The sequence below is a fragment of the Bacillus cereus genome, assembly GCF_002577405.1.
GTDB classification, from domain to species: Bacteria; Bacillota; Bacilli; order Bacillales; family Bacillaceae_G; genus Bacillus_A; species Bacillus_A cereus_AU.
This window is the reverse complement of record NZ_NULR01000006.1, coordinates 186,708-206,030: the sequence shown is the minus strand read 5'-3', so window position 1 is coordinate 206,030 and position 19,323 is coordinate 186,708. Positions and strand designations below refer to the sequence as shown.

Genomic DNA, 19,323 nt, shown 5'->3' with positions numbered 1-19,323 from the left:
GATTACATGTTGACATGTAAGGAGGAACATATTTTGCGAGTTAAATATCATTTTCTGCCAAAACAGCAAGTAACTTTTTGCAAAATGAACGATTCCGGTGAAGAGGCTTTGCAAATTATGAATGAAACGGGATTTCGAGCAATCCCTGTATTAGCAGAAGATGAGAAGAAATTCATGGGGATTATTTATAAAGTAGATTTATTAGAAAAGAAGTGCAATAGCGGCTTAGAGAAATTAAGTGCAGGAGATATGCTGGAAGACTCCTCTGCATTTATTTTTGAAAAGGATTCTTTCTTCAGAGCATTTTATGTTATTCGTCGTCTACCATTTTTATCGGTTTTAAATGATTATAGTGAATTTGTCGGTATCTTAACACATTCTAATGTATTTGATGTTATTGAAGATTCATTCGGTATGCAGACGGGTGGGTATATATTAACAATTGCAACACAAGATTGTAAAGGAACGATTAAAGAACTTGGGACATTGTTAAAAGCATATAATATCGGTGGAATGTTTACGCTAGATAACGGTGATCAATATATTCGCCGTGTTATTGTAAATATAACAGATGAGTTAAAGGAAAACAGATTAAAGCTATTAATCGAAAAAATAGAGAAAAAAGGTTTTAGGGTGAGTCATGTAGATTATATTTAAGTTAAAAAGAAGGTACCTATCTGTTATATGTAGATTGGTACCTCTTTAATGTGAGTAATGAATCTTATTTTGAAACAGGAGGTGGAGATAATGCTAAATCAGATAAAAAAATAAAGTCTGCATGCTCGCGAATTTTAGGAATAGAAGTTTCTATAACACGTGACGTAATTTCACCTGGAGGCCCAACATGTCCGATAGCTACCATAATGGTTTTTTCTTGAATTTTTCTGATGAGTAATTGGGCTTGTTTTGAAATATGTCCTGCTGTATACACATCATCAAAAAATAGTTGGTTTTCAATAATAGGCACTCCTAATTCTTTTCCGATTCTTGGGACGACACTATTAGGGTTTGTTTTGCTATCTAAATAAAATAAACCGTGCTTTTTACAAGCTGCAAGTATAAGTCGTACAATTCTTTCGTCCGCTGTTACTTTTGACCCCATATGATTGTTCATTCCAATTGCATGCGGTACTTCTTGAATCGCTTGTTCGAGTCGATTGTTTATTTCTTCATCACTTAAATCAGTTGTGATTGCTTTTGGTCCAAGCCATTCTTTTTTACCTTTAATAGGTTCCATTGGCATATGTATAATAACTTCGTGTCCTTTTTTATGGGCTGCTATTGCGTCTTCTTTTGTTGAAGGAAGAAAAGGCATAACAGCAACAGTCAGTGGAATGGGAAGTGATAACATTTTATCCGTCCCCTTCATATTATTGCCGAAGTCATCAATGACAATGGCTACTTTATTCGTATGAGCATTTGCATGAATCGGAAACAAGAAGGATGGTAAGAACATAGTAAAAATGAGCACTGCAATTGTATATTTGCGCATATAAATATTTCCTTTCTATTTTATCCCGCTATTTGCGGGCAGTAAGATTCCCACCTCAAAATTTGGCTGGAGCAAAGCAGTTAGGTAGGAGATTAAATTGCCCGTAAACGCCCGATTGGTGTGGACTAATAATCAGTAGGGGGATAAACAACACCCTCACTGATTAAAGTTTCACTTTATCAATCATCATTATGTTTTGCTTTTTTATATAAATTAAACAAAAAATGTCGAAGAAAAGTGTGTCGAAAATAGAGAATCCGTTATTTAATTGGTGTTTGTAAAAAAAGAAGATGAAAAAAATGTCTATTATTGCGAATGTATTTACAAAGATAGAATAATTTGTAATAATTCTCAAAGTGAGGGTAAAGATTTGTAAATTACAGGGAGAAAATGTTAAATTTTCTGATTCTTCAAATTTACATATGATTAAGCGGTTAAAAGATTAATGGAGAAGTGAAGAGCATGGAAGTATACTAAGGGGGATATGGATGTTTACTGTAAAAAGGAAGTACACATTAGAAAAGCTTTCACGTGATATTCATATGAAACGTGAAGAAATGATTCAATTAGGATTAACAAGTGGGTTAAATAGTATGGAGACAATTCAAGTTAGTCAAGAGTTGGACAAGCTTATTTTACAGTACCAGCGCTATAAGGAAAAACAAACACCGAAATGGTTTTCAATTATAAAGGTACCTATTTTTCAAATCGGGTATGAAGGGAAATCAAGTAATTTTTGGCGAATGCTTGTGGCTGGTTTTATGAAATAAGTATAATTATCCTTTCGGGATAAGGATAATTATACTATGTGTAACGGGATTTCGATATGAACTGTCGTTCCTTCGTTTTCTATACTGTCAATAAAAATACGCCCATTGTACATCTCTACAATTCGTTTACATATGACAAGTCCAAGACCTGTTCCAGTATCTTTATTAGTAAAGAACGGATGAAAGAGGTGTTTTTGAATATGTTTTGGAATCCCTTTTCCAGTATCTATAATTTGCAATTGTGCGTGTGTTTCATTGTTTGTTACGACAATGGTTAGTGTATCACTAGAAGTCATGGCTTCAATTGCATTTTTTGTAATGTTTAAAACCACTTGTTTCATATGGTCTTTTGAGCACCGAATATGAACAGGATGATCTGGCAAATGTAAATGGAATACAATGTTATGTAGATTCGCCTCTGATTGAATAATCAATGCTACCTCATTTAGAATCGTTCTTACATCATATGTTTGTTCAATGATGGCAGTTGGTTTTCCAAGAATAAGAAATTCGCTTACAATTTCATTAATTCGTTCTATTTCTTGTTCAATGATGGAAAAGTAGAACTGATCTTGCTCTTCTTTATATTTCTCTTTTAATAGTGCGACGAGTCCTTTAATTCCGGTAAGGGGATTACGAATTTCATGGGCTGTACTAGCTGCGAAAGTTCCAACCAATTCAATTTTTTGTAGTTCATTTTGTTGTCTTTCTAGTTTTGTTTGACGTTTTAACAACATATATTGAGCAAGTAAAAATATAATAGACAATAAAAATAAAGTAGCTATACATTCAATTGAAACTAACTGGTATAAAGTTTGTTGATCAATAGGTAACGGAGCAACAGAGACCTTCCAATTTAATCTTTGGAGTGGGGTAGTAAGCATGCTATGATGCTCATTTCTTGTTTCATTATTATCATCGGTTAGAAAAACTACATCATGTTTATCAGTCACTTCGAAATGATATTGTGGTTTAATAGCATTTAAAGAGGATGAAATGTAGTCAAAGCGTAAACTTGCTAATAATAAGCCGGAGAGTTCTTTTTGCCTATTAAATATTGGTGAGGCAATTATAATAGCTTGATGTCCAAGAACGCGATCTGTAATAACTGACGATACAGTTGTTTTCTTAGATTGTAATGCATCTTGGATATATCGGCGGTCAGAAACGTCAATAGGCGGCGAATCGCCTTGTTGCGATGCGATTGTAATCATCCCATCCGTCGTAGCGTAATATAGCCCGGAAAAACGTTCATCATTTCCATCCGTATCATATACAATCTGTTTAATCCCATTGATATTTCCGGTTTCGGTCCCTACGACTTTTGCGAGCATTTCTAAGGCTGATATAGCTTCACCAAGGTGATGGTCTAAATAGTCTCTATATAAAAAGAGAACAGTGTGAGCAGATTGTTTGTTTTCCTGATTCATTTGATAAGTGTGATACGAAAAAAATGTGGCACCGATTCCTATCGTTGGCAATATAACAAGCAGTATGTAAAAAACTATGCTTTGTAATTTGACTTTCAAATTTGGTACTCCTTTTTTTTATTATCATTATATATAAACTATGTTAAAATTGTCATGTTTTTATTCAAGAATCATTTGCATTACATTAGGGAAAGAAAAAGGGATGGGTGACTATTCATTCGATATTTGTAATGAAGTGCTACGTTGCTTTTCTTTTTGTTGCGGAGAATTTAAGTGAAGGGTTGAAAGCTGTATGACATCAAATAATGAACGAGAAGATATTTCTCAATCTTTAAAAGTATTTATTGCATTATCCCGTGTACATCGTTCTGTTATGGATATTACAAATAAATCCATACAAAGTAACGGATTAAATCCAACAGAGTTTGCTGTATTAGAACTACTATATCATAAAGGAGGCCAACCACTTCAACAAATCGGTGAGCGTATTTTAATAGCTAGTGGCAGCATTACATATGTTGTAGATAAGCTAGAAAAAAAAGGGCTAGTAAAGAGAATTCCATGCCCGAATGATAGACGTGTTATTTATGCACAATTAACTGAGTCTGGAGAAAGCTTTATTGCTTCTATTTTTCCAGGGCATGAGCAAGTTATACATCAGTCTTTTGAAATGTTAACGAAAGATGAAAAGGATGAATTACTTGATCTACTAAAAAAAATTGGAAAGTATGAAAAATAATAATATGTTCCAAAGAGGCTTTGGATAAATAAATCCAAGGCTTTTTTGTTTACATATAACCATGGTAGCATCTGCCGCATTTCGCTGGGAAATAAGAGGAGATTTATAAGGAAGCATTGAATTATAGTAATGATGCATATAATGGAGAGGAGGCCCATTCATGTCATTTAAAGATTATGAATATAAACGGCCAAATATTGAAGAGTTAAAAGAGAAATTTACTGTTGCTTTAGAGAAGTTTGATAACGCAAAAACGGTAGAAGAACAAAAACAAGTCATCAATTTAATTAACGAAATTCGTAATGACTTTGGTACAATGGGGAACCTTTGTTACATTCGTCATTCTGTTGATACGACAGATGTTTTTTATAAGAAAGAGCAAGATTTCTTTGATGAATTTTCTCCAGTTGTACAAGGATATGGCACAAAGTATTATAAAGCATTAATTAATTCTCCATTCCGTGAAGAGTTAGAGGAGTATTATGGAAGACAATTATTTGCTCTAGCAGAATGCGATTTAAAAACATATTCAGATGCAGTTGTGAAAGATTTGCAATTAGAGAATAAATTGTCTTCACAATATACACAGTTATTAGCATCTGCAAAAATTGACTTTGCAGGAGAAGAAAGAACGTTATCACAGCTTATTCCATTTATGCAAGGGAAAGAAAGAAGCGAACGTAAAGCAGCAAGTGAAGCATACTACGGATTTTTAGCTGAGAATGAGGAAGAATTAGATCGTATTTATGATGAGCTTGTTAAAGTGAGAACGCAAATTGCAAAATCTTTAGGTTTCAAAAACTTTGTTGAACTCGGATATGCAAGAATGTACCGTACAGATTATAATGCGGAAATGGTGGCGAATTATCGTCAGCAAGTACTTGATTATATCGTTCCAGTTACGACGGAATTAAGAAAGAGACAACAAGCACGTATCGGTGTAGAGAAGTTAGCATATTACGATGAAAACTTTGAGTTTGCTACAGGTAATCCAACTCCAAAAGGAGATGCAGATTGGATTGTTAATCATGGGAAAACGATGTATAAAGAGTTATCGGCTGAAACAGATGAGTTTTTCAATTTTATGCTAGATAATGATTTATTAGATTTAGTTGCAAAAAAAGGAAAAGCTGGCGGTGGATATTGTACATATATCGAGAATTATAAAGCGCCATTTATTTTCTCAAACTTTAATGGAACATCCGGTGACATTGACGTATTAACACATGAAGCGGGTCATGCTTTCCAAGTATATGAAAGTCGTAAATTTGAAATTCCAGAATATAATTGGCCAACATATGAAGCATGTGAAATTCACTCTATGAGTATGGAATTCTTTACATGGCCATGGATGAAGTTGTTTTTTGAAGAAGATGCAGATAAATATTACTTCTCTCACTTAAGTTCAGCACTTCTGTTTTTACCTTATGGTGTATCTGTTGATGAATATCAACATTATGTATATGAAAACCCTGAAGCATCACCAGAAGAGCGTAAGACAGCATGGCGTAACATAGAGAAGAAGTATTTACCACATCGTGATTATGAGGATAACGATTATTTAGAGCGTGGTGGTTTCTGGCAACGTCAAGGTCATATTTATAGTTCACCTTTCTATTATATTGATTACACGCTTGCTCAAATTTGTGCACTACAATTTTGGAAACGTGCAAGAGATAATAGACAAGAGGCGTGGGAAGATTATGTGAACCTTTGTCAACAAGGAGGAAGTAAATCGTTCTTGGAATTAGTAGAAGTTGCAAATTTAACATCACCATTTGCTGAAGGCTGTGTAAAAAATGTTATTACAGAAATTGAAGCATGGTTACATGCGATTGACGACACAAAATTGTAAAAAAACATGCGCTTTTTTCACATGTTTAACATCGACATAATGGGGAAATGATGAGATAATAAAAGAAAATTCAGAATTATTGAAGAGGTGTTTCGAATAAGGAACACCTCTTTTCACCAACAAAAAGGGGGGAAAGAAGTATGCTTCAATCTAATATGGATGTGAGTTTAGAAAGTTTGGTGAACTCATTACAGTCTACTCGAAGCACGCTATTATCAGAAATTGAAATGTTAAATGATACAGAAGTGAATGTAAAGCCACGACGTGATAAATGGAGTATTATTCAAATTTTACATCACTTGCATTTAGTTGAACAATCTGTCACATCTGCCCTTGTATATGCTTTACAAAAAAAAGAAAGAAAACTGGCTCCATTTAAAGACCTCCAACTTACGCTTGATCGCACACATAAACGAGAAGCTCCTCAGCAAATGAAACCAACAGAAACTTTAATGAAAAAACAACAAGGAATTCAATTACTAGAACATTCACGACAAGAACTATTACACGCGCTGCATAGTGTCATAGATGAAAACGAATTATTTGAAAATGGATTAAAGCATCCTATTTTTAATGATTTGAATTTGTATCAGTGGGTTCAATTTCTTGATTTGCATGAACAAAGACATCTTACGCAGTTAAAAGAGGCGAAACATGCAATACTACAACGGTAAGATGAGAGGGGCGGGGGGATCTTCCTGCTTCTTTTTTTGTGCGTAGCTCACTGCAAAGGTCGGTGAATGTGTGGTGAATAATCAAAAAGGATAGAAAAAACTATGCATAGTTTCCTGTCTTACTTTGGAATAATACTTGGTGAAAGAGTTAGAAGGAGTTGAACAGAGTATGGCGAAGAAGAAGCGAGAAGAAGAGCGTGCTTGGAAAGCTCGGAAAGAAAATCAAAAACCACATGGAAAAGTGAAAACTTTTGCAGAATTAGTTGAAGAAACAGAAAAAACGTGATGAACTTCATCACGTTTTTTGTATGATTGGGAAAGTTAATAAGAATGTTGTACCTGTTCCTTTTTCACTAATAATATCAATCTTTCCATTCATTGCTTGAATGACACTGAAGACGACCATCATTCCGAGTCCAGTTCCTTTTTCTTTCGTCGAGTAGAAAGGTGACCCGAGCCGTTTTACTTGTTCTTGATCCATACCAACGCCTGTATCTTTTATATATAATTGGATATGTTTATGGTCTGGAACTAATGTAAGAATAAGGTCGCCGCCGTTAGGCATTGCCTCAATACAGTTTTTGAAAATATTTAATAAGCATTGGTTCAACTTTTGCTTTTCACCAGCTATAAAGAAAGATGTACTTTGTTTTATGTAATGTATACGAACATTTGTTAAATTGGCGAGAGGTGTAATTAAAGATAACGCATGAAGTAATTCTTCTTCTACTTGTAATTGTTGTTCTTTTTCAATACTCGGTTTTGCAAAAGTTAAGTAGTCTGTAAGAACATGATTTGCTTGTTCGATACCATTAATGGCTATGTCGATATATAATTTTCGTTCTTTCTCCGAACATGTATCTGACTGTAAAAGTTGCAAAAATCCTTTCGTTGAAGTTAAGGGATTGCGAATTTCATGAGAGATAGAAGCTGCCATTTCACCGATTAAATGAAATTTTTCAGCATTCATAAGTTCATTTTGGAGACGAACTTGCGTTTGTAATATGTGTAGCAAATATAAAATAAGGATTGTTCCAATTATTGTACATATTTCGTATACGATAATATGCGGTATATAATCAGCTTTATTTGTAACCTCTGCAAGGAAAAATGGTATCCAGCCAAATCCGAATATGAGACTGTAAAAGATAGCGAGTGCTATTTTTATACGATTAGAACTTCGGCTAAACAATTTGTATGTTAATAGTAGAACGATAAATAGGAGAACCGAAGCGATAAGGGATGGGAAAACACCTACTCCTCCTAATAAGAAGCGGTATATGTTTAATACGGTTAAGATAGAAGCACCAGCAATCGGACCTCCAGTTAATGTACCGATAATTAATACGATATGACGCATATCAAATTGAAATCCATAATTTGTTTCTGCAGCGAAAGTGATGCATAGTATGGTAGCAATGCAACATAACACAATAAATATAGCTGAATTTAATTTAGGAGAACGTTTCCCTCTTTGATTCCAAAATAAATGATATACAAGCATTGTAACAAGGATAGATAATATATTTAAAAAGAGATAAATAATAAAGAGTTTCAGTGGGATGCCTCCTCTCGTCTCACATTAAATTAATCATACTATAAAATGAAAGAAATGAAAAAATAAATAGCGGAAAAATCAGAAATTTTTTCTGGTAGTATACAATATGTTACAATAAGCTTTGTCAATGAAAGAAGAAATTCCGTGCACTGCATGGGAGAGGTTCGCGAACTCCCTCTATAAAAAACTATGGAAACAACAATATCCTGGGGTATTGTTTTGTTTTTTTATTGTGACAGTTCAAGAACGTTCTTTCTTCTTATTCGTAGTAGAGAAGGAGAATGAGTGAAATGAAAAAAGAAAAAGCAGTTGTTGTTTTTAGTGGTGGACAAGATAGTACAACATGTTTATTTTGGGCAATGCAGCAGTTTGCAGAAGTGGAAGCTGTAACGTTTAATTACAATCAACGTCATAAATTAGAAATTGATTGTGCAACGGAAATTGCGAAAGAGCTAGGAATTAAACATACGGTACTAGATATGAGTCTATTAAATCAACTTGCTCCAAATGCGTTAACGAGAACGGATATGGAGATTACACATGAAGAAGGTGAATTACCATCAACATTTGTAGATGGACGCAATTTACTATTCTTATCATTCGCTGCTGTATTAGCAAAACAAGTTGGAGCACGTCATATTGTAACAGGTGTATGTGAAACTGATTTTAGTGGTTATCCAGATTGCCGTGACGTATTTGTGAAATCGTTAAACGTTACATTAAATTTATCTATGGATTATCCGTTTGTCATTCATACACCACTTATGTGGATTGATAAAGCAGAGACATGGAAATTATCTGATGAACTTGGTGCATTTGAGTTTGTTAGAGAAAAAACATTAACATGTTATAACGGAATCATTGGTGATGGTTGCGGTGAATGTCCAGCATGTCAACTTCGTAAAGCAGGATTAGATACGTACTTACAAGAACGCGAAGGAGCGAGCAACTAATGGATAATTTCTTTGGATTTCGCATCGTAGAAAATTTGCAAAAAATGGACAAGGATATTCAACGTAAACAACTTAAATATCATAATAAAAGAGTAATGGTCAGCAAGGAATTTACATTTGATGCAGCGCACCATTTACACTGTTATGAAGGAAAATGTAAAAACTTACATGGTCACACATATAAAGTTGTATTTGGGATTAGTGGATATGTAAATGAAATAGGCCTTGCAATTGACTTTGGAGATATAAAAGAAATTTGGAAAAATGAAATAGAAATTTATTTAGACCATCGTTATTTAAATGAAACGTTACCTGCAATGAATACGACTGCTGAAAATATGGTCGTTTGGATTTATGAAAAGATGGCAGAAGCATTAACAAAAGATAATCGTGCGAACGAATATAAAGGAGCTCGTGTTGAATTTGTTCGTCTATTTGAGACGCCGACTAGTTATGCGGAAGTAAGACGGGAGTGGATGCTCGATGAGTAAAATCCCTGTCTTAGAAATATTTGGTCCGACTATTCAAGGTGAAGGAATGGTTGTAGGCCAAAAGACAATGTTTATCCGTACAGCTGGCTGTGATTATAGCTGCGCTTGGTGTGATTCTGCTTTTACGTGGGATGGATCGGCTAAAGATCAAATTAGACAGATGACAGCGGAAGATATTTGGAATGAGCTTGTTGCAATTGGAGGAGAAAATTTTTCTCATGTTACGATTTCAGGCGGAAATCCGGCATTGCTGAAAAATATTGAGTTTCTTCTTTCTATATTAAAAGCGAATGGAATGCGAACGGCAATCGAAACGCAAGGGAGTAAATGGCAAGATTGGTTACTTCAAATTGATGAGGTAACGATTTCTCCAAAACCACCAAGTTCGGCAATGAAAACAGATTTTCAGAAGTTAGATTCTGTTATTCAGAAACTAGCAGGAAAAGATATTAGCTTAAAAGTAGTAGTATTTGATGATTATGACTTTGAATATGCAGTTAAGATGCACGAACGTTATCCGGATGTACCATTCTTCTTACAAGTAGGGAACGATGATACGAAAACAGTGGATGATGCAATGCTTATTAAAAAATTATTAGATAAGTATGAGTGGCTGATTGATAAAGCTGTAAATTGTAAAGAAATGAATGATGCGAAAGTATTGCCTCAGCTTCATGCGTTAGTATGGGGGAATAAACGCGGCGTATAACGAGAAGGGATGTTTAAAATGGCAGGAAGATTAGATGAAGATTTAAAAGATGTAACATTACTAGGAAATCAAAATACAAAATATTTATTTGAATATAGCCCAGAAATTTTAGAGGTATTTGATAATAATCATCCAAACCGTGATTATTTTGTAAAATTCAACTGTCCTGAATTTACAAGTTTATGTCCGAAAACAGGACAACCAGACTTTGCAACAATTTATATTAGCTACATTCCAGAGCAAAGAATGGTAGAGAGTAAATCTTTAAAGTTATATTTATTTAGTTTCCGTAATCATGGTGATTTCCACGAAGATTGCATGAACGTAATTATGAATGATTTAATTAAATTAATGGATCCACGTTACATTGAAGTATGGGGGAAATTCACACCACGTGGTGGTATTTCAATTGATCCGTATTGCAACTATGGTCGCCCAGGAACGAAGTATGAACAAATGGCAGACTACCGCATGATGAACCACGATCTATATCCGGAAACAATTGATAATCGTTAATAGAAAGAAAGGGCCTGNNCAGGCCCTTTCTTTCTATTATATTATGCATTTTGGTTAATGACAGTATAGTTTTTATGACTTACAACTGTAAGAGGTTCCATATCTAGTTCTCTAAAATTCTCCATAATTGTTATATCAACAATAACAGAGTTTTGATTTACCTTTTGAACACGGCCTTGCATGCCACCTTTAAATTCGATGATATCTCCAGTTTCTGCGATCTGCATAAGCAACTCTCCTTGTTACAGTTTTTCCAAAAAAGAATAATTTGGGATTTTTTAGTTTCCTTTATTTTGAACTATGTTTCCTGTTTTGTAAATGTTTTCAAAGTAAAAAGTCAAAAAATATTCACTTTTTATAAAGAAATATACGAAAACACACGTTGTTAGGAGATGCATGGTAAAAATGATTATATCTTTATATAGGAGTATAATAAAAATGTACAATAACTTACTAAATTAGGGGCGGTAAAATGATGTTTGAAATTGTGGGGAGCTTTATAGCGATTATATTATTTTTATTTTCTTCTATACAGTTGAAGAAAATTCGGCATCATGAAACAACTACATATTTTGACGGATTGGATGGTGCGCACGTATCGATAACACATGATAGTGGTGGGGATATGTAATAATGTATAACTTTCTTTTTACGCATGGTATGATGGCAATAAGAAATAGTACATAATAGAGTTCGTAAGTGATGAATGGAGAGTGGAAAGAATGAGGATTTCTTTTATTCGTCATGGTCGCTTAGATGGTACTATGGAACCAATGACGGTTACTTCATTTCATGAATGGATGAAACGATATGATTTACAGACTATAGCAACAAAAGCTCCTATACCAATGGAAACAATTGAAGCGATGGAAGCAGCAAAATTGGTCGTAACGAGTAATCAAAGGCGTGCTGTGCAATCAGCAGCAGAATTAACAGATTCCTTATCTTTTGTGCAAAATTCTCTTTTTAGGGAAGCTGAGGTTCCAACGAGTTTTCATGCTCCGAAATGGTTGAAATGTAAACCTAATGTATGGATGTTGATTGGGCGCACATTATGGATACTTGGTTATCGTAAAGATGTTGAGTCTTACAAGGAAGTAAGAGAGAGAGCAAGGCAAGCGGCTCATATATTACACCGTTATGCCCTCGTGCATGGCCGAATTGCTCTTGTAGGTCATAATTATTTTAATGCGATGATTGGGACTGAGTTAAGGGCAATGGGTTGGTCTGGTTCTCCTATTTTACATAGGAAGCCATGGGGATGTACAACATATACATTTCATGAGGCGATGAATGGAAATGTATTAAATACGAATTTAACATAAAAGCACACGATTTATATAAATCGTGTGCTTTCTTTTTAAGATACAGAAACCTTTGTATTTAATGGTTTTACTAGGTGGGCGTAAGGTTCACCCACAAGCATAACGATTTGATCTTTTTTGTAACCTAGCTTTTCGTATAATGAAAAAGCACGTGTATTTTCTAAATTAACAAGTAGTGCGATTTTTTCATACATTTGTTCAGTTGCATGAATTTCAGCAGCTTCAATTAATTGAGAACCTATGCCTTTTCCGCCGTATGCATTTGAAACTGATAACGTATCAATGTAATACTCATCAAGCTCAGCTTCTTTTTCTAACGTAATGGATTCATCTTTATGTAATTTTCTTAAGTGATGTGCAATTGGTGCGTCAAGTATTGTTGCTTCACTACCGTGATAAGCGACGATAATTCCGACTGCAGTCCCGTCTTGTTCGTATACAAAACAGTTTTCGTAGCTCAGTCGATTGCTCTCTTTTGAGAACCATGTTTCTAGTCCTAGTAATACTTCTGCCTCAACTGTGCTACCAGTGATTTTTTCAGCAATTTCGTGCAGAGCGTTATACAATAAAGGAGCTATCGCCTTTGCATCTGTCTTTTTTGCTTTTCGAATCATAGTATCCCTCCTAGTTCTATTTATATATTGTAGCATAGTGGTATGGAGTTTTATAGTGGTATGGAGTTTTGCATGATTGAATGTCGAAATGTTTGATATAGACAAGTAGCTATGTTAGTATATGATATTTAGTGGACATATAGTAAAGAGATATCGTTTGTGAAATAGTGAAAATAAAATTACGGCATAGCAATGGGATAAAGTGAAACTTTAATCAGAGGGGTTTTGTTCATCCACCACTGATTATTAGCCCTCGCCAATCAGGCGTTTACGGGCAGCCCGACTCCCACTTAACTTCTTCGCTTCAGCCGAATTTTGAGTGGGAGTCTTACTGCTCGCAAATAGCGGGATAATTTTACAGTTGTTGACCTATCAAAGATACGATAGAATAGAATATTGCATAGAGGTGAAATACATGGATAAACAATTAGCAAATACAATTTTGGATCAGCTGAAGAATGGTGAAATAAAGGAGTATATTGCAACGAAAGATGTATTTTATACGTTCAGAGAAGTTGTTGTAAATCGAGAAGATTTTAAACATATTATTGGAAACGCACAGCGCGGTGGACAAGTAATTTATACATATTCAGAAACACCACGTTCATAAATAGAAGATAAAGGAGAGGAGAATTATGGGCGATTTTAAACAAGGCATTTTACCACATTGGGATTATATGTGGAAAGATAGAGCCGGCAATAGATTTATGGGAATGGTTATGTATCCAGAGAAACGGAAATGTTCAGCAAAGATGCTTCAGAAAATAAAAAGAGCATATGAAGAAGCGATAGAAATTAAAGTAACTGTACAAGTTCAACATACATATCAGTACGTAGAAGGAATGATTGTATATTTTGATGAAGAAGCTCCTGTATGTACAATGCTTGATAAAGATGAAAATCCACACCATATATTTGTAAAAGATATTTTGCGTATTGAGCACTCTGAATAATCTTTTCATAAATAAATTGAAGTTCCATAATAATAATCTTTTTCTATAATAGTTATCTTTCAGTATGTAACGAGAAACGAAAATATATGTATAATATTTAATAAATTAAAATTGATAAATGTAATCGTTTTTTAGAACAGATTATCGTTTAATGTCTGTTCTTTTTTGCGTGATGCTGGAGAAATATATTCCTCCAGCATTTGCCGTTTTATGACAAAATATATTGGTAACTTTTTTAAAAATAAGGTTAAATTCGTTGACAACTTTTTTGAAAAGCACTTTATTGACATGAGTTTTAGAATGTTGTTTCATAGTCATTGTATTGAAAAAAATCGACTGTCATGTCGAAAAGTAAAAGTTAAAAAAAGAAAGAATTTATACATACATCTTGTGTCTTATTTTGAAACGTAATACAATATATAGAGAAATCAAGAAACGACATACAGAGAATATAGATTGGAGAGGGAGGGTCGGAAATGTTAGTTGCATATGATTCTATGACAGGAAACGTGAAGCGTTTCATTCACAAATTAAATATGCCGGCCGTTCAAATTGATGAAGATCTAGTAATAGATGAAGACTTTATTTTAATTACGTATACAACAGGTTTTGGCAATGTACCAGAACGTGTTTTAGACTTTTTAGAACGCAATAATGACAAATTAAAAGGCGTATCTGCAAGTGGCAATCGTAACTGGGGAGACATGTTCGGTGCAAGTGCAGACAAAATTTCATCCAGATATGAAGTACCTATTGTATCAAAATTCGAGTTATCTGGAACAAATAAAGACGTAGAATATTTCAAGGAAAGGGTGCGGGAGATTGCGACACATTGAACTGAATAACGAAATCACGCAAATGCAGGACGGTTTTTATCAGCTTCATAAAGATAAAGAGGCATTAGAAGTCTTTATGGAAGAAGCTAGAGAGAATACCGTTCATTTTAATAGCGTGGCAGAGCGAATGGAGTATATGAAAGAACATGATTACTATTACAACGTTCTGGACGAGTATAGCTTGGAGGAAGTAGAAGAGGTATATAACATCGCTTATGGTGAAAACTTCGAGTTCCAATCTTATATGGCAGCATCTAAGTTCTACAAAGATTATGCTTTAAAAACAAATGATCAAAAGCAATACTTAGAAAGCTATGAAGATCGTGTAGCAATTGTGTCATTATACTTAGGACGCGGTGATGTTGCGAAGGCAACACAATTCGCAAGCATGATTGTAAAACAAAACTATCAACCAGCGACACCAACCTTTTTAAATGCCGGAAGAAGCAGAAGAGGAGAAATGGTGTCTTGTTTCTTGTTAGAGATGGACGATAGCTTAAATTCAATCGGCTTTAACATTAATACTGCAATGCAATTATCAAAAATCGGCGGGGGAGTAGCTTTAAACTTATCTAAGCTACGCGCACGTGGTGAGCAAATTAAAGGTATCGAAAACGCTGCAAGTGGTGTAGTACCTGTTATGAAATTGCTTGAAGATTCGTTTTCATATGCGAATCAACTTGGCCAACGAAAAGGTGCCGGCGCAGTATACTTAAACATTTTCCATTGGGATATTATTGAATTCTTGGATTAATTGGTAGTCCCTCTACACAGTAATGTGTATGAGAAAACCTTGTGAACCTAACCAATAGGGTGTCGCATTAGCGGCTAACGGTATCAGTTGAATAAGGGGTAAAAGAAAAAGAACCCACGAAGAAGCTGACTAAGAGAGCCTACGGTCCATGTACGTGGATAGCAGGTAATACCGTGCCAAGCTTGAAAGAAATGTTACTTGGGTGAAGTGGAATCTTATATTCACCGGAGGCGAGATTCCATGAACTGTGGAATTTATTTGATAATTAATAAGGAAAATAGGAAGTTTTATATTGGTAGTTCTAATAATTTTAAAGTACGATTTAAAACTCATAGAAATCAATTGAATGCTAATCGGCATCATAGTAAACATTTACAAGCAGCCTGGAATTTATATGGTGAGAATAAATTTGAGTTTAAAGGGATAATCGAGTTACCAGATGATAAGAACATTCTTCATAAGATAGAGCAAAGTTTACTAAGTCAATATTATGGGAAACAGTATTGCTACAATGGACATCCTATCGCTAGAGGTGGGGCGTTGAGTGGGGAGAAGAACCATATGTATGGGAAAACTCACTCAAAGGAAGTAAAAAAATTTCTTTCTGAAATTAATACTGGGCCTAATAATTATTGGTATGATAAACCTCAACATATGGAGAATATGAGATCTAAGATTACTAAACGATTTCATGGTAGAAAACATACTGATGAAACAAAAGAAAAAATGTCTAGATCTCGTAAAGGTAAAAAGCATACAAAAGAAACATGTATGAAGATGAGTAAAGCTCAAAAAAACCAATATAATTCTGGAAGAGAAAAACAAAAAAAGCCAATTGTTATAAATGCCATTTACTATGAGTCTTTAGCGGAAGCCGGCCGAGCGTTTAATGTGCCTGCTAATACGATAAAATATAGAGTACTATCCAATAACTTTCCTAATTATCAATACTTTCAAGAAGGTGTAGAGACTATCGAACGCACGTCATTAGACGAAAGCTAGTAGAGTAGGCTGGAAATAGGTACCAGTCGAAGTGCAAGGCAACCAGTTACAGGTTGATGATATAGTCCAACCTTCATAGAAATATGAAGACGAGTTGACCAAAAAAATAAATGCCGATGAGAAGAGCCGTATTCAGTCTCTATCAATCGGAATTATCGTTCCAAGTAAGTTCTTTGAACTTGCTGAGAAAAACGAACCTTTCCATGTTTTCGCGCCTTATACGGTGTATAAAGAATACGGAAAACATTTAGATGATATTGACATTGATGAAATGTACGATGAATTAATGAGCAATCCGAAAGTGAAGAAGAAGCCACTAGATATTAGTGCACGTGATATGCTTATTAAAATCGCTATGATTCAGCTCGAGTCTGGTTACCCATACTTAATGTTTAAATCAAATGCAAATAACCAACATCCACTGAAGGATATTGGAACTGTGAAGATGTCGAACTTATGTACAGAAATCTTCCAGCTACAAGAAACTTCTGAAATAAATGATTACGGTACAGATGACATTATCCGTCGTGATATTAACTGTAACTTAGGATCGTTAAATATTGTAAACGTAATGGAAAATAAAGAAATTCGTGAAGCAGTTCATGCGGGAATGGAAGCTTTAACAGCTGTTTCTGATATGACGATTATTCCGAATGCACCAACTGTGAAAAAAGCAAATGATGAGCTTCATTCAGTTGGACTTGGTGCAATGAACTTACACGGATATTTAGCCAAAAATAAAATCGCTTATGAAAGTGCGGAAGCGAAAGAGTTCGCTCGTACATTCTTTATGATGTTAAATTACTACTCTATTGAGAAAAGTATGGAAATCGCTAAAGAAAAAGGCGAGACATTTAAAGACTTCGATAAGTCTGATTATGCGAACGGTACATACTTTGAAAAGTATGAAACGACAGATTACAGCCCAGTAACTGAAAAAGTTCAGCAACTATTTGAAGGAATTCATATTCCAACAAAAGAAGATTGGACAAGTTTAAAAGAGCAAGTGCAGAAGAATGGTTTATATAACTCATATCGTCTTGCTATTGCTCCTACACAATCTATTAGTTACGTTCAAAATGCAACTTCAAGCGTAATGCCGATCGTAAGTCAAATCGAATCAAGAACTTATGCGAATGCGACAACATATTATCCAATGCCGTATTTATCAAAAGATACGTTCTGGTACTATAAATCTTCTTACGATATGAATCAGTTTAAACTAATTGATTTAATTGCAGAAGTTCAAGAACATATTGACCAAGGAATTAGTACAATTCTTTACGTTAATAGTGATATTTCAACACGTGAATTAGCACGTTACTACATTTATGCACATAAAAAAGGCTTGAAGAGTCTTTATTATACGAGAACACGTAAGTTAAGCGTGGAAGAGTGCGTAGCTTGTACCGTTTAATATAAAAAGTAAGACATTATGAGCAGGGTTTTTCTGAACCCTGCTCATGCTTAGTTATCAATTTTTCATGTTTATTTAGAGAAGGGGCGATTTAATGCGTGCGGTAAACTGGAACAAAAAAGAAGATGATTTTAGTTTAATGTTTTGGAAGCAAAACATCGCTCAGTTTTGGACAGAAGAAGAAATCGCAGTGTCTTCTGACAAAAATACTTGGGTGCAATTATCAAAAGAAGAGCAAATTGCTTATAAGCGTGTATTAGGTGGTTTAACACTTTTAGATACGAAACAAGGTGGCGAAGGGATGCCTCTTGTACTTGTTCATCTTGAAAATTTACAAGCGAAAAGTGTATTAGCTTTCATGGGCGCTATGGAAGAAGTACATGCGAAGAGTTACAGTCATATTTTCACAACGTTAGCTACTGAAGAAGAAATTGATGATATTTTTGAATGGGTAGATAACCATCCATTACTTGAGAAAAAGGCTGGTATTGTTACTGGTTACTATCGTCGTTTACTAAAGCCTGAAGTAACGAAAAAAGAATTATACATGGCAATGGTAGCAAGTGTGTTCTTAGAAAGTTACTTATTCTATAGTGGATTCTTCTATCCACTTTACTTAGCTGGCCAAGGTAAATTGACGGCAAGTGGCGAAATTATTAACTTAATAATTCGTGATGAGTCCATTCACGGCGTATTCGTCGGTATTTTAGCACAACAAATCTTCGCGGAACTTTCTGCAGAAGATCAACAAGAAGTGCAAAAAGAAACGCAAGAGTTATTAATGAAACTATATGAAATTGAAATGGCATATACAGAAGAAATTTACACTTCTATCGGTCTTGTAGAAGATGTAAATCGTTTCGTTCGTTACAATGCGAATAAAGGACTTATGAACTTAGGACTTGAGCCGAAGTTTGAAGAAGAAGAAATTAACCCAATCGTTTTAAATGGTTTACGTACTGATACGAAAAACCATGACTTCTTCTCTGTAAAAGGAAATGGTTACGTAAAAGCGACGAATGTTGAAAAGTTATCTGACGATGACTTCGTGTTTAATTTTTAATATACGATCATAAAGAAAAGCTGTCTNNAGACAGCTTTTCTTTATGATTTTGTTTACATAACACTATTATTTTTATATAGTGATCTCTGTTTAAAGAGTTCTATCTAATTAACGGATAGAACTTTTTTGTAATTAAATGGGTATTTACAATACTTTTGTATCAGTGTATTAT

22 protein-coding genes, 2 pseudogenes and 1 riboswitch are annotated in these 19,323 nt (G+C 34.5%); of the genes and pseudogenes, 19 read left to right on the top strand and 5 right to left on the bottom strand.

Features of this window, described 5'->3' with window-relative positions; genetic code table 11:
• Positions 1–33 precede the first annotated feature (33 nt).
• Positions 34–657, top strand: coding sequence for a cyclic di-AMP binding protein CbpA (cbpA, locus tag COC96_RS09445; RefSeq protein ID WP_097903489.1), 624 nt, complete (start codon positions 34–36; stop codon positions 655–657).
• A 64-nt stretch (positions 658–721) separates the two neighbouring features.
• Here the strand turns inward: cbpA and COC96_RS09440 are convergent, their stop codons facing one another.
• Positions 722–1,492, bottom strand: coding sequence for a divergent polysaccharide deacetylase family protein (locus COC96_RS09440; protein WP_098768679.1), 771 nt, complete (start codon positions 1,490–1,492; stop codon positions 722–724).
• Positions 1,493–1,980: 488 nt separating this feature from the next.
• On the opposite strand from COC96_RS09440, the gene COC96_RS09435 reads away from it, so the two are divergent.
• Positions 1,981–2,262, top strand: a complete 282-nt coding sequence (locus COC96_RS09435; RefSeq protein ID WP_097903491.1) for an aspartyl-phosphate phosphatase Spo0E family protein — start codon at positions 1,981–1,983, stop codon at positions 2,260–2,262.
• A 29-nt stretch (positions 2,263–2,291) separates the two neighbouring features.
• On the opposite strand, the gene COC96_RS09430 is transcribed toward COC96_RS09435, so the two are convergent.
• Positions 2,292–3,791 (bottom strand): DUF3149 domain-containing protein, encoded by a 1,500-nt coding sequence (locus tag COC96_RS09430; protein ID WP_098269129.1) that lies wholly within the window; start codon positions 3,789–3,791, stop codon positions 2,292–2,294.
• 193 nt (positions 3,792–3,984) lie between these two features.
• Between COC96_RS09430 and COC96_RS09425 the strand changes: the two genes are divergently transcribed.
• The 4 genes from COC96_RS09425 to COC96_RS27965 all read left to right on the top strand — a co-directional run bounded on the left by COC96_RS09425 (position 3,985) and on the right by COC96_RS27965 (position 7,246).
• Positions 3,985–4,431 carry a MarR family winged helix-turn-helix transcriptional regulator gene (locus tag COC96_RS09425; RefSeq protein WP_098269130.1) on the top strand — a complete coding sequence of 149 codons (447 nt, stop codon included), beginning with the start codon at positions 3,985–3,987 and terminating at the stop codon, positions 4,429–4,431.
• 160 nt (positions 4,432–4,591) lie between these two features.
• Positions 4,592–6,286 carry a M3 family oligoendopeptidase gene (locus COC96_RS09420; RefSeq protein WP_098768678.1) on the top strand — a complete coding sequence of 565 codons (1,695 nt, stop codon included), beginning with the start codon at positions 4,592–4,594 and terminating at the stop codon, positions 6,284–6,286.
• Between the two features lie 140 nt (positions 6,287–6,426).
• Positions 6,427–6,960, top strand: coding sequence for a DinB family protein (locus COC96_RS09415; protein WP_097903494.1), 534 nt, complete (start codon positions 6,427–6,429; stop codon positions 6,958–6,960).
• A 169-nt stretch (positions 6,961–7,129) separates the two neighbouring features.
• Positions 7,130–7,246, top strand: a complete 117-nt coding sequence (locus tag COC96_RS27965; protein WP_097903495.1) for a DUF6254 family protein — start codon at positions 7,130–7,132, stop codon at positions 7,244–7,246.
• Between the two features lie 9 nt (positions 7,247–7,255).
• On the opposite strand, the gene COC96_RS09405 is transcribed toward COC96_RS27965, so the two are convergent.
• On the bottom strand, positions 7,256–8,464 hold the full coding sequence (locus tag COC96_RS09405; RefSeq protein WP_098269132.1) for an ATP-binding protein: 1,209 nt from the start codon (positions 8,462–8,464) through the stop codon (positions 7,256–7,258).
• 207 nt (positions 8,465–8,671) lie between these two features.
• A riboswitch (PreQ1 riboswitch) is annotated at positions 8,672–8,715 on the top strand.
• Positions 8,716–8,808: 93 nt separating this feature from the next.
• Here COC96_RS09405 and queC point away from each other — a divergent pair.
• The 4 genes from queC to queF are packed head-to-tail and all read left to right on the top strand — an operon-like array spanning position 8,809 to position 11,187.
• Positions 8,809–9,471 carry a 7-cyano-7-deazaguanine synthase QueC gene (gene queC / locus COC96_RS09400; RefSeq protein WP_097903497.1) on the top strand — a complete coding sequence of 221 codons (663 nt, stop codon included), beginning with the start codon at positions 8,809–8,811 and terminating at the stop codon, positions 9,469–9,471.
• On the top strand, positions 9,471–9,962 hold the full coding sequence (gene queD, locus COC96_RS09395) for a 6-carboxytetrahydropterin synthase QueD (protein ID WP_000368412.1): 492 nt from the start codon (positions 9,471–9,473) through the stop codon (positions 9,960–9,962). The genes queC and queD overlap by 1 nt, the downstream gene beginning before the upstream one ends.
• The gene (gene queE / locus COC96_RS09390) at positions 9,955–10,671 is read left to right on the top strand and encodes a 7-carboxy-7-deazaguanine synthase QueE (RefSeq protein WP_098269133.1); all 717 of its coding nucleotides are present in this window, start codon (positions 9,955–9,957) and stop codon (positions 10,669–10,671) included. Before queD ends, queE begins: the two co-directional genes overlap by 8 nt.
• An 18-nt stretch (positions 10,672–10,689) precedes the next feature.
• The gene (gene queF / locus COC96_RS09385) at positions 10,690–11,187 is read left to right on the top strand and encodes a preQ(1) synthase (protein WP_000918895.1); all 498 of its coding nucleotides are present in this window, start codon (positions 10,690–10,692) and stop codon (positions 11,185–11,187) included.
• Positions 11,188–11,228: 41 nt separating this feature from the next.
• Here the strand turns inward: queF and COC96_RS09380 are convergent, their stop codons facing one another.
• The gene (locus COC96_RS09380) at positions 11,229–11,414 is read right to left on the bottom strand and encodes a YkvS family protein (RefSeq protein WP_001165081.1); all 186 of its coding nucleotides are present in this window, start codon (positions 11,412–11,414) and stop codon (positions 11,229–11,231) included.
• A gap of 245 nt (positions 11,415–11,659) precedes the next feature.
• On the opposite strand from COC96_RS09380, the gene COC96_RS27520 reads away from it, so the two are divergent.
• Together COC96_RS27520 and COC96_RS09370 are read left to right on the top strand one after the other, a co-directional pair.
• Positions 11,660–11,818 (top strand): hypothetical protein, encoded by a 159-nt coding sequence (locus tag COC96_RS27520; protein WP_098768677.1) that lies wholly within the window; start codon positions 11,660–11,662, stop codon positions 11,816–11,818.
• Positions 11,819–11,909: 91 nt separating this feature from the next.
• A complete protein-coding gene (locus tag COC96_RS09370; protein WP_098768676.1) occupies positions 11,910–12,512 on the top strand; it encodes a histidine phosphatase family protein in 603 nt (200 codons plus the stop codon).
• Positions 12,513–12,547: 35 nt separating this feature from the next.
• On the opposite strand, the gene COC96_RS09365 is transcribed toward COC96_RS09370, so the two are convergent.
• Positions 12,548–13,126: a GNAT family N-acetyltransferase gene (locus tag COC96_RS09365; protein WP_098768675.1), complete on the bottom strand. Its 579-nt coding sequence runs from the start codon at positions 13,124–13,126 to the stop codon at positions 12,548–12,550.
• 415 nt (positions 13,127–13,541) lie between these two features.
• Between COC96_RS09365 and COC96_RS09360 the strand changes: the two genes are divergently transcribed.
• The 7 genes and pseudogenes from COC96_RS09360 to nrdF all read left to right on the top strand — a co-directional run bounded on the left by COC96_RS09360 (position 13,542) and on the right by nrdF (position 19,151).
• Positions 13,542–13,736, top strand: a complete 195-nt coding sequence (locus COC96_RS09360) for an abortive phage infection protein (protein WP_097903502.1) — start codon at positions 13,542–13,544, stop codon at positions 13,734–13,736.
• Positions 13,737–13,761: 25 nt separating this feature from the next.
• The gene (locus tag COC96_RS09355; protein WP_000502199.1) at positions 13,762–14,079 is read left to right on the top strand and encodes a hypothetical protein; all 318 of its coding nucleotides are present in this window, start codon (positions 13,762–13,764) and stop codon (positions 14,077–14,079) included.
• A 476-nt stretch (positions 14,080–14,555) separates the two neighbouring features.
• Positions 14,556–14,915 carry a class Ib ribonucleoside-diphosphate reductase assembly flavoprotein NrdI gene (gene nrdI, locus COC96_RS09345; protein WP_000959446.1) on the top strand — a complete coding sequence of 120 codons (360 nt, stop codon included), beginning with the start codon at positions 14,556–14,558 and terminating at the stop codon, positions 14,913–14,915.
• A pseudogene (locus COC96_RS09340) lies at positions 14,902–15,666 on the top strand (ribonucleotide reductase N-terminal alpha domain-containing protein); the annotation flags it as partial. The gene nrdI and the pseudogene COC96_RS09340, both read left to right, overlap by 14 nt.
• A 243-nt stretch (positions 15,667–15,909) precedes the next feature.
• Positions 15,910–16,671 carry a group I intron GIY-YIG endonuclease gene (locus tag COC96_RS09335; protein WP_098768674.1) on the top strand — a complete coding sequence of 254 codons (762 nt, stop codon included), beginning with the start codon at positions 15,910–15,912 and terminating at the stop codon, positions 16,669–16,671.
• Positions 16,672–16,768: 97 nt separating this feature from the next.
• Positions 16,769–18,088, top strand: a pseudogene (locus tag COC96_RS09330) (ribonucleoside-diphosphate reductase subunit alpha); the annotation flags it as partial.
• Between the two features lie 94 nt (positions 18,089–18,182).
• Positions 18,183–19,151, top strand: a complete 969-nt coding sequence (gene nrdF, locus COC96_RS09325) for a class 1b ribonucleoside-diphosphate reductase subunit beta (protein WP_098269138.1) — start codon at positions 18,183–18,185, stop codon at positions 19,149–19,151.
• The last annotated feature ends 172 nt before the right edge of the window (positions 19,152–19,323 follow it).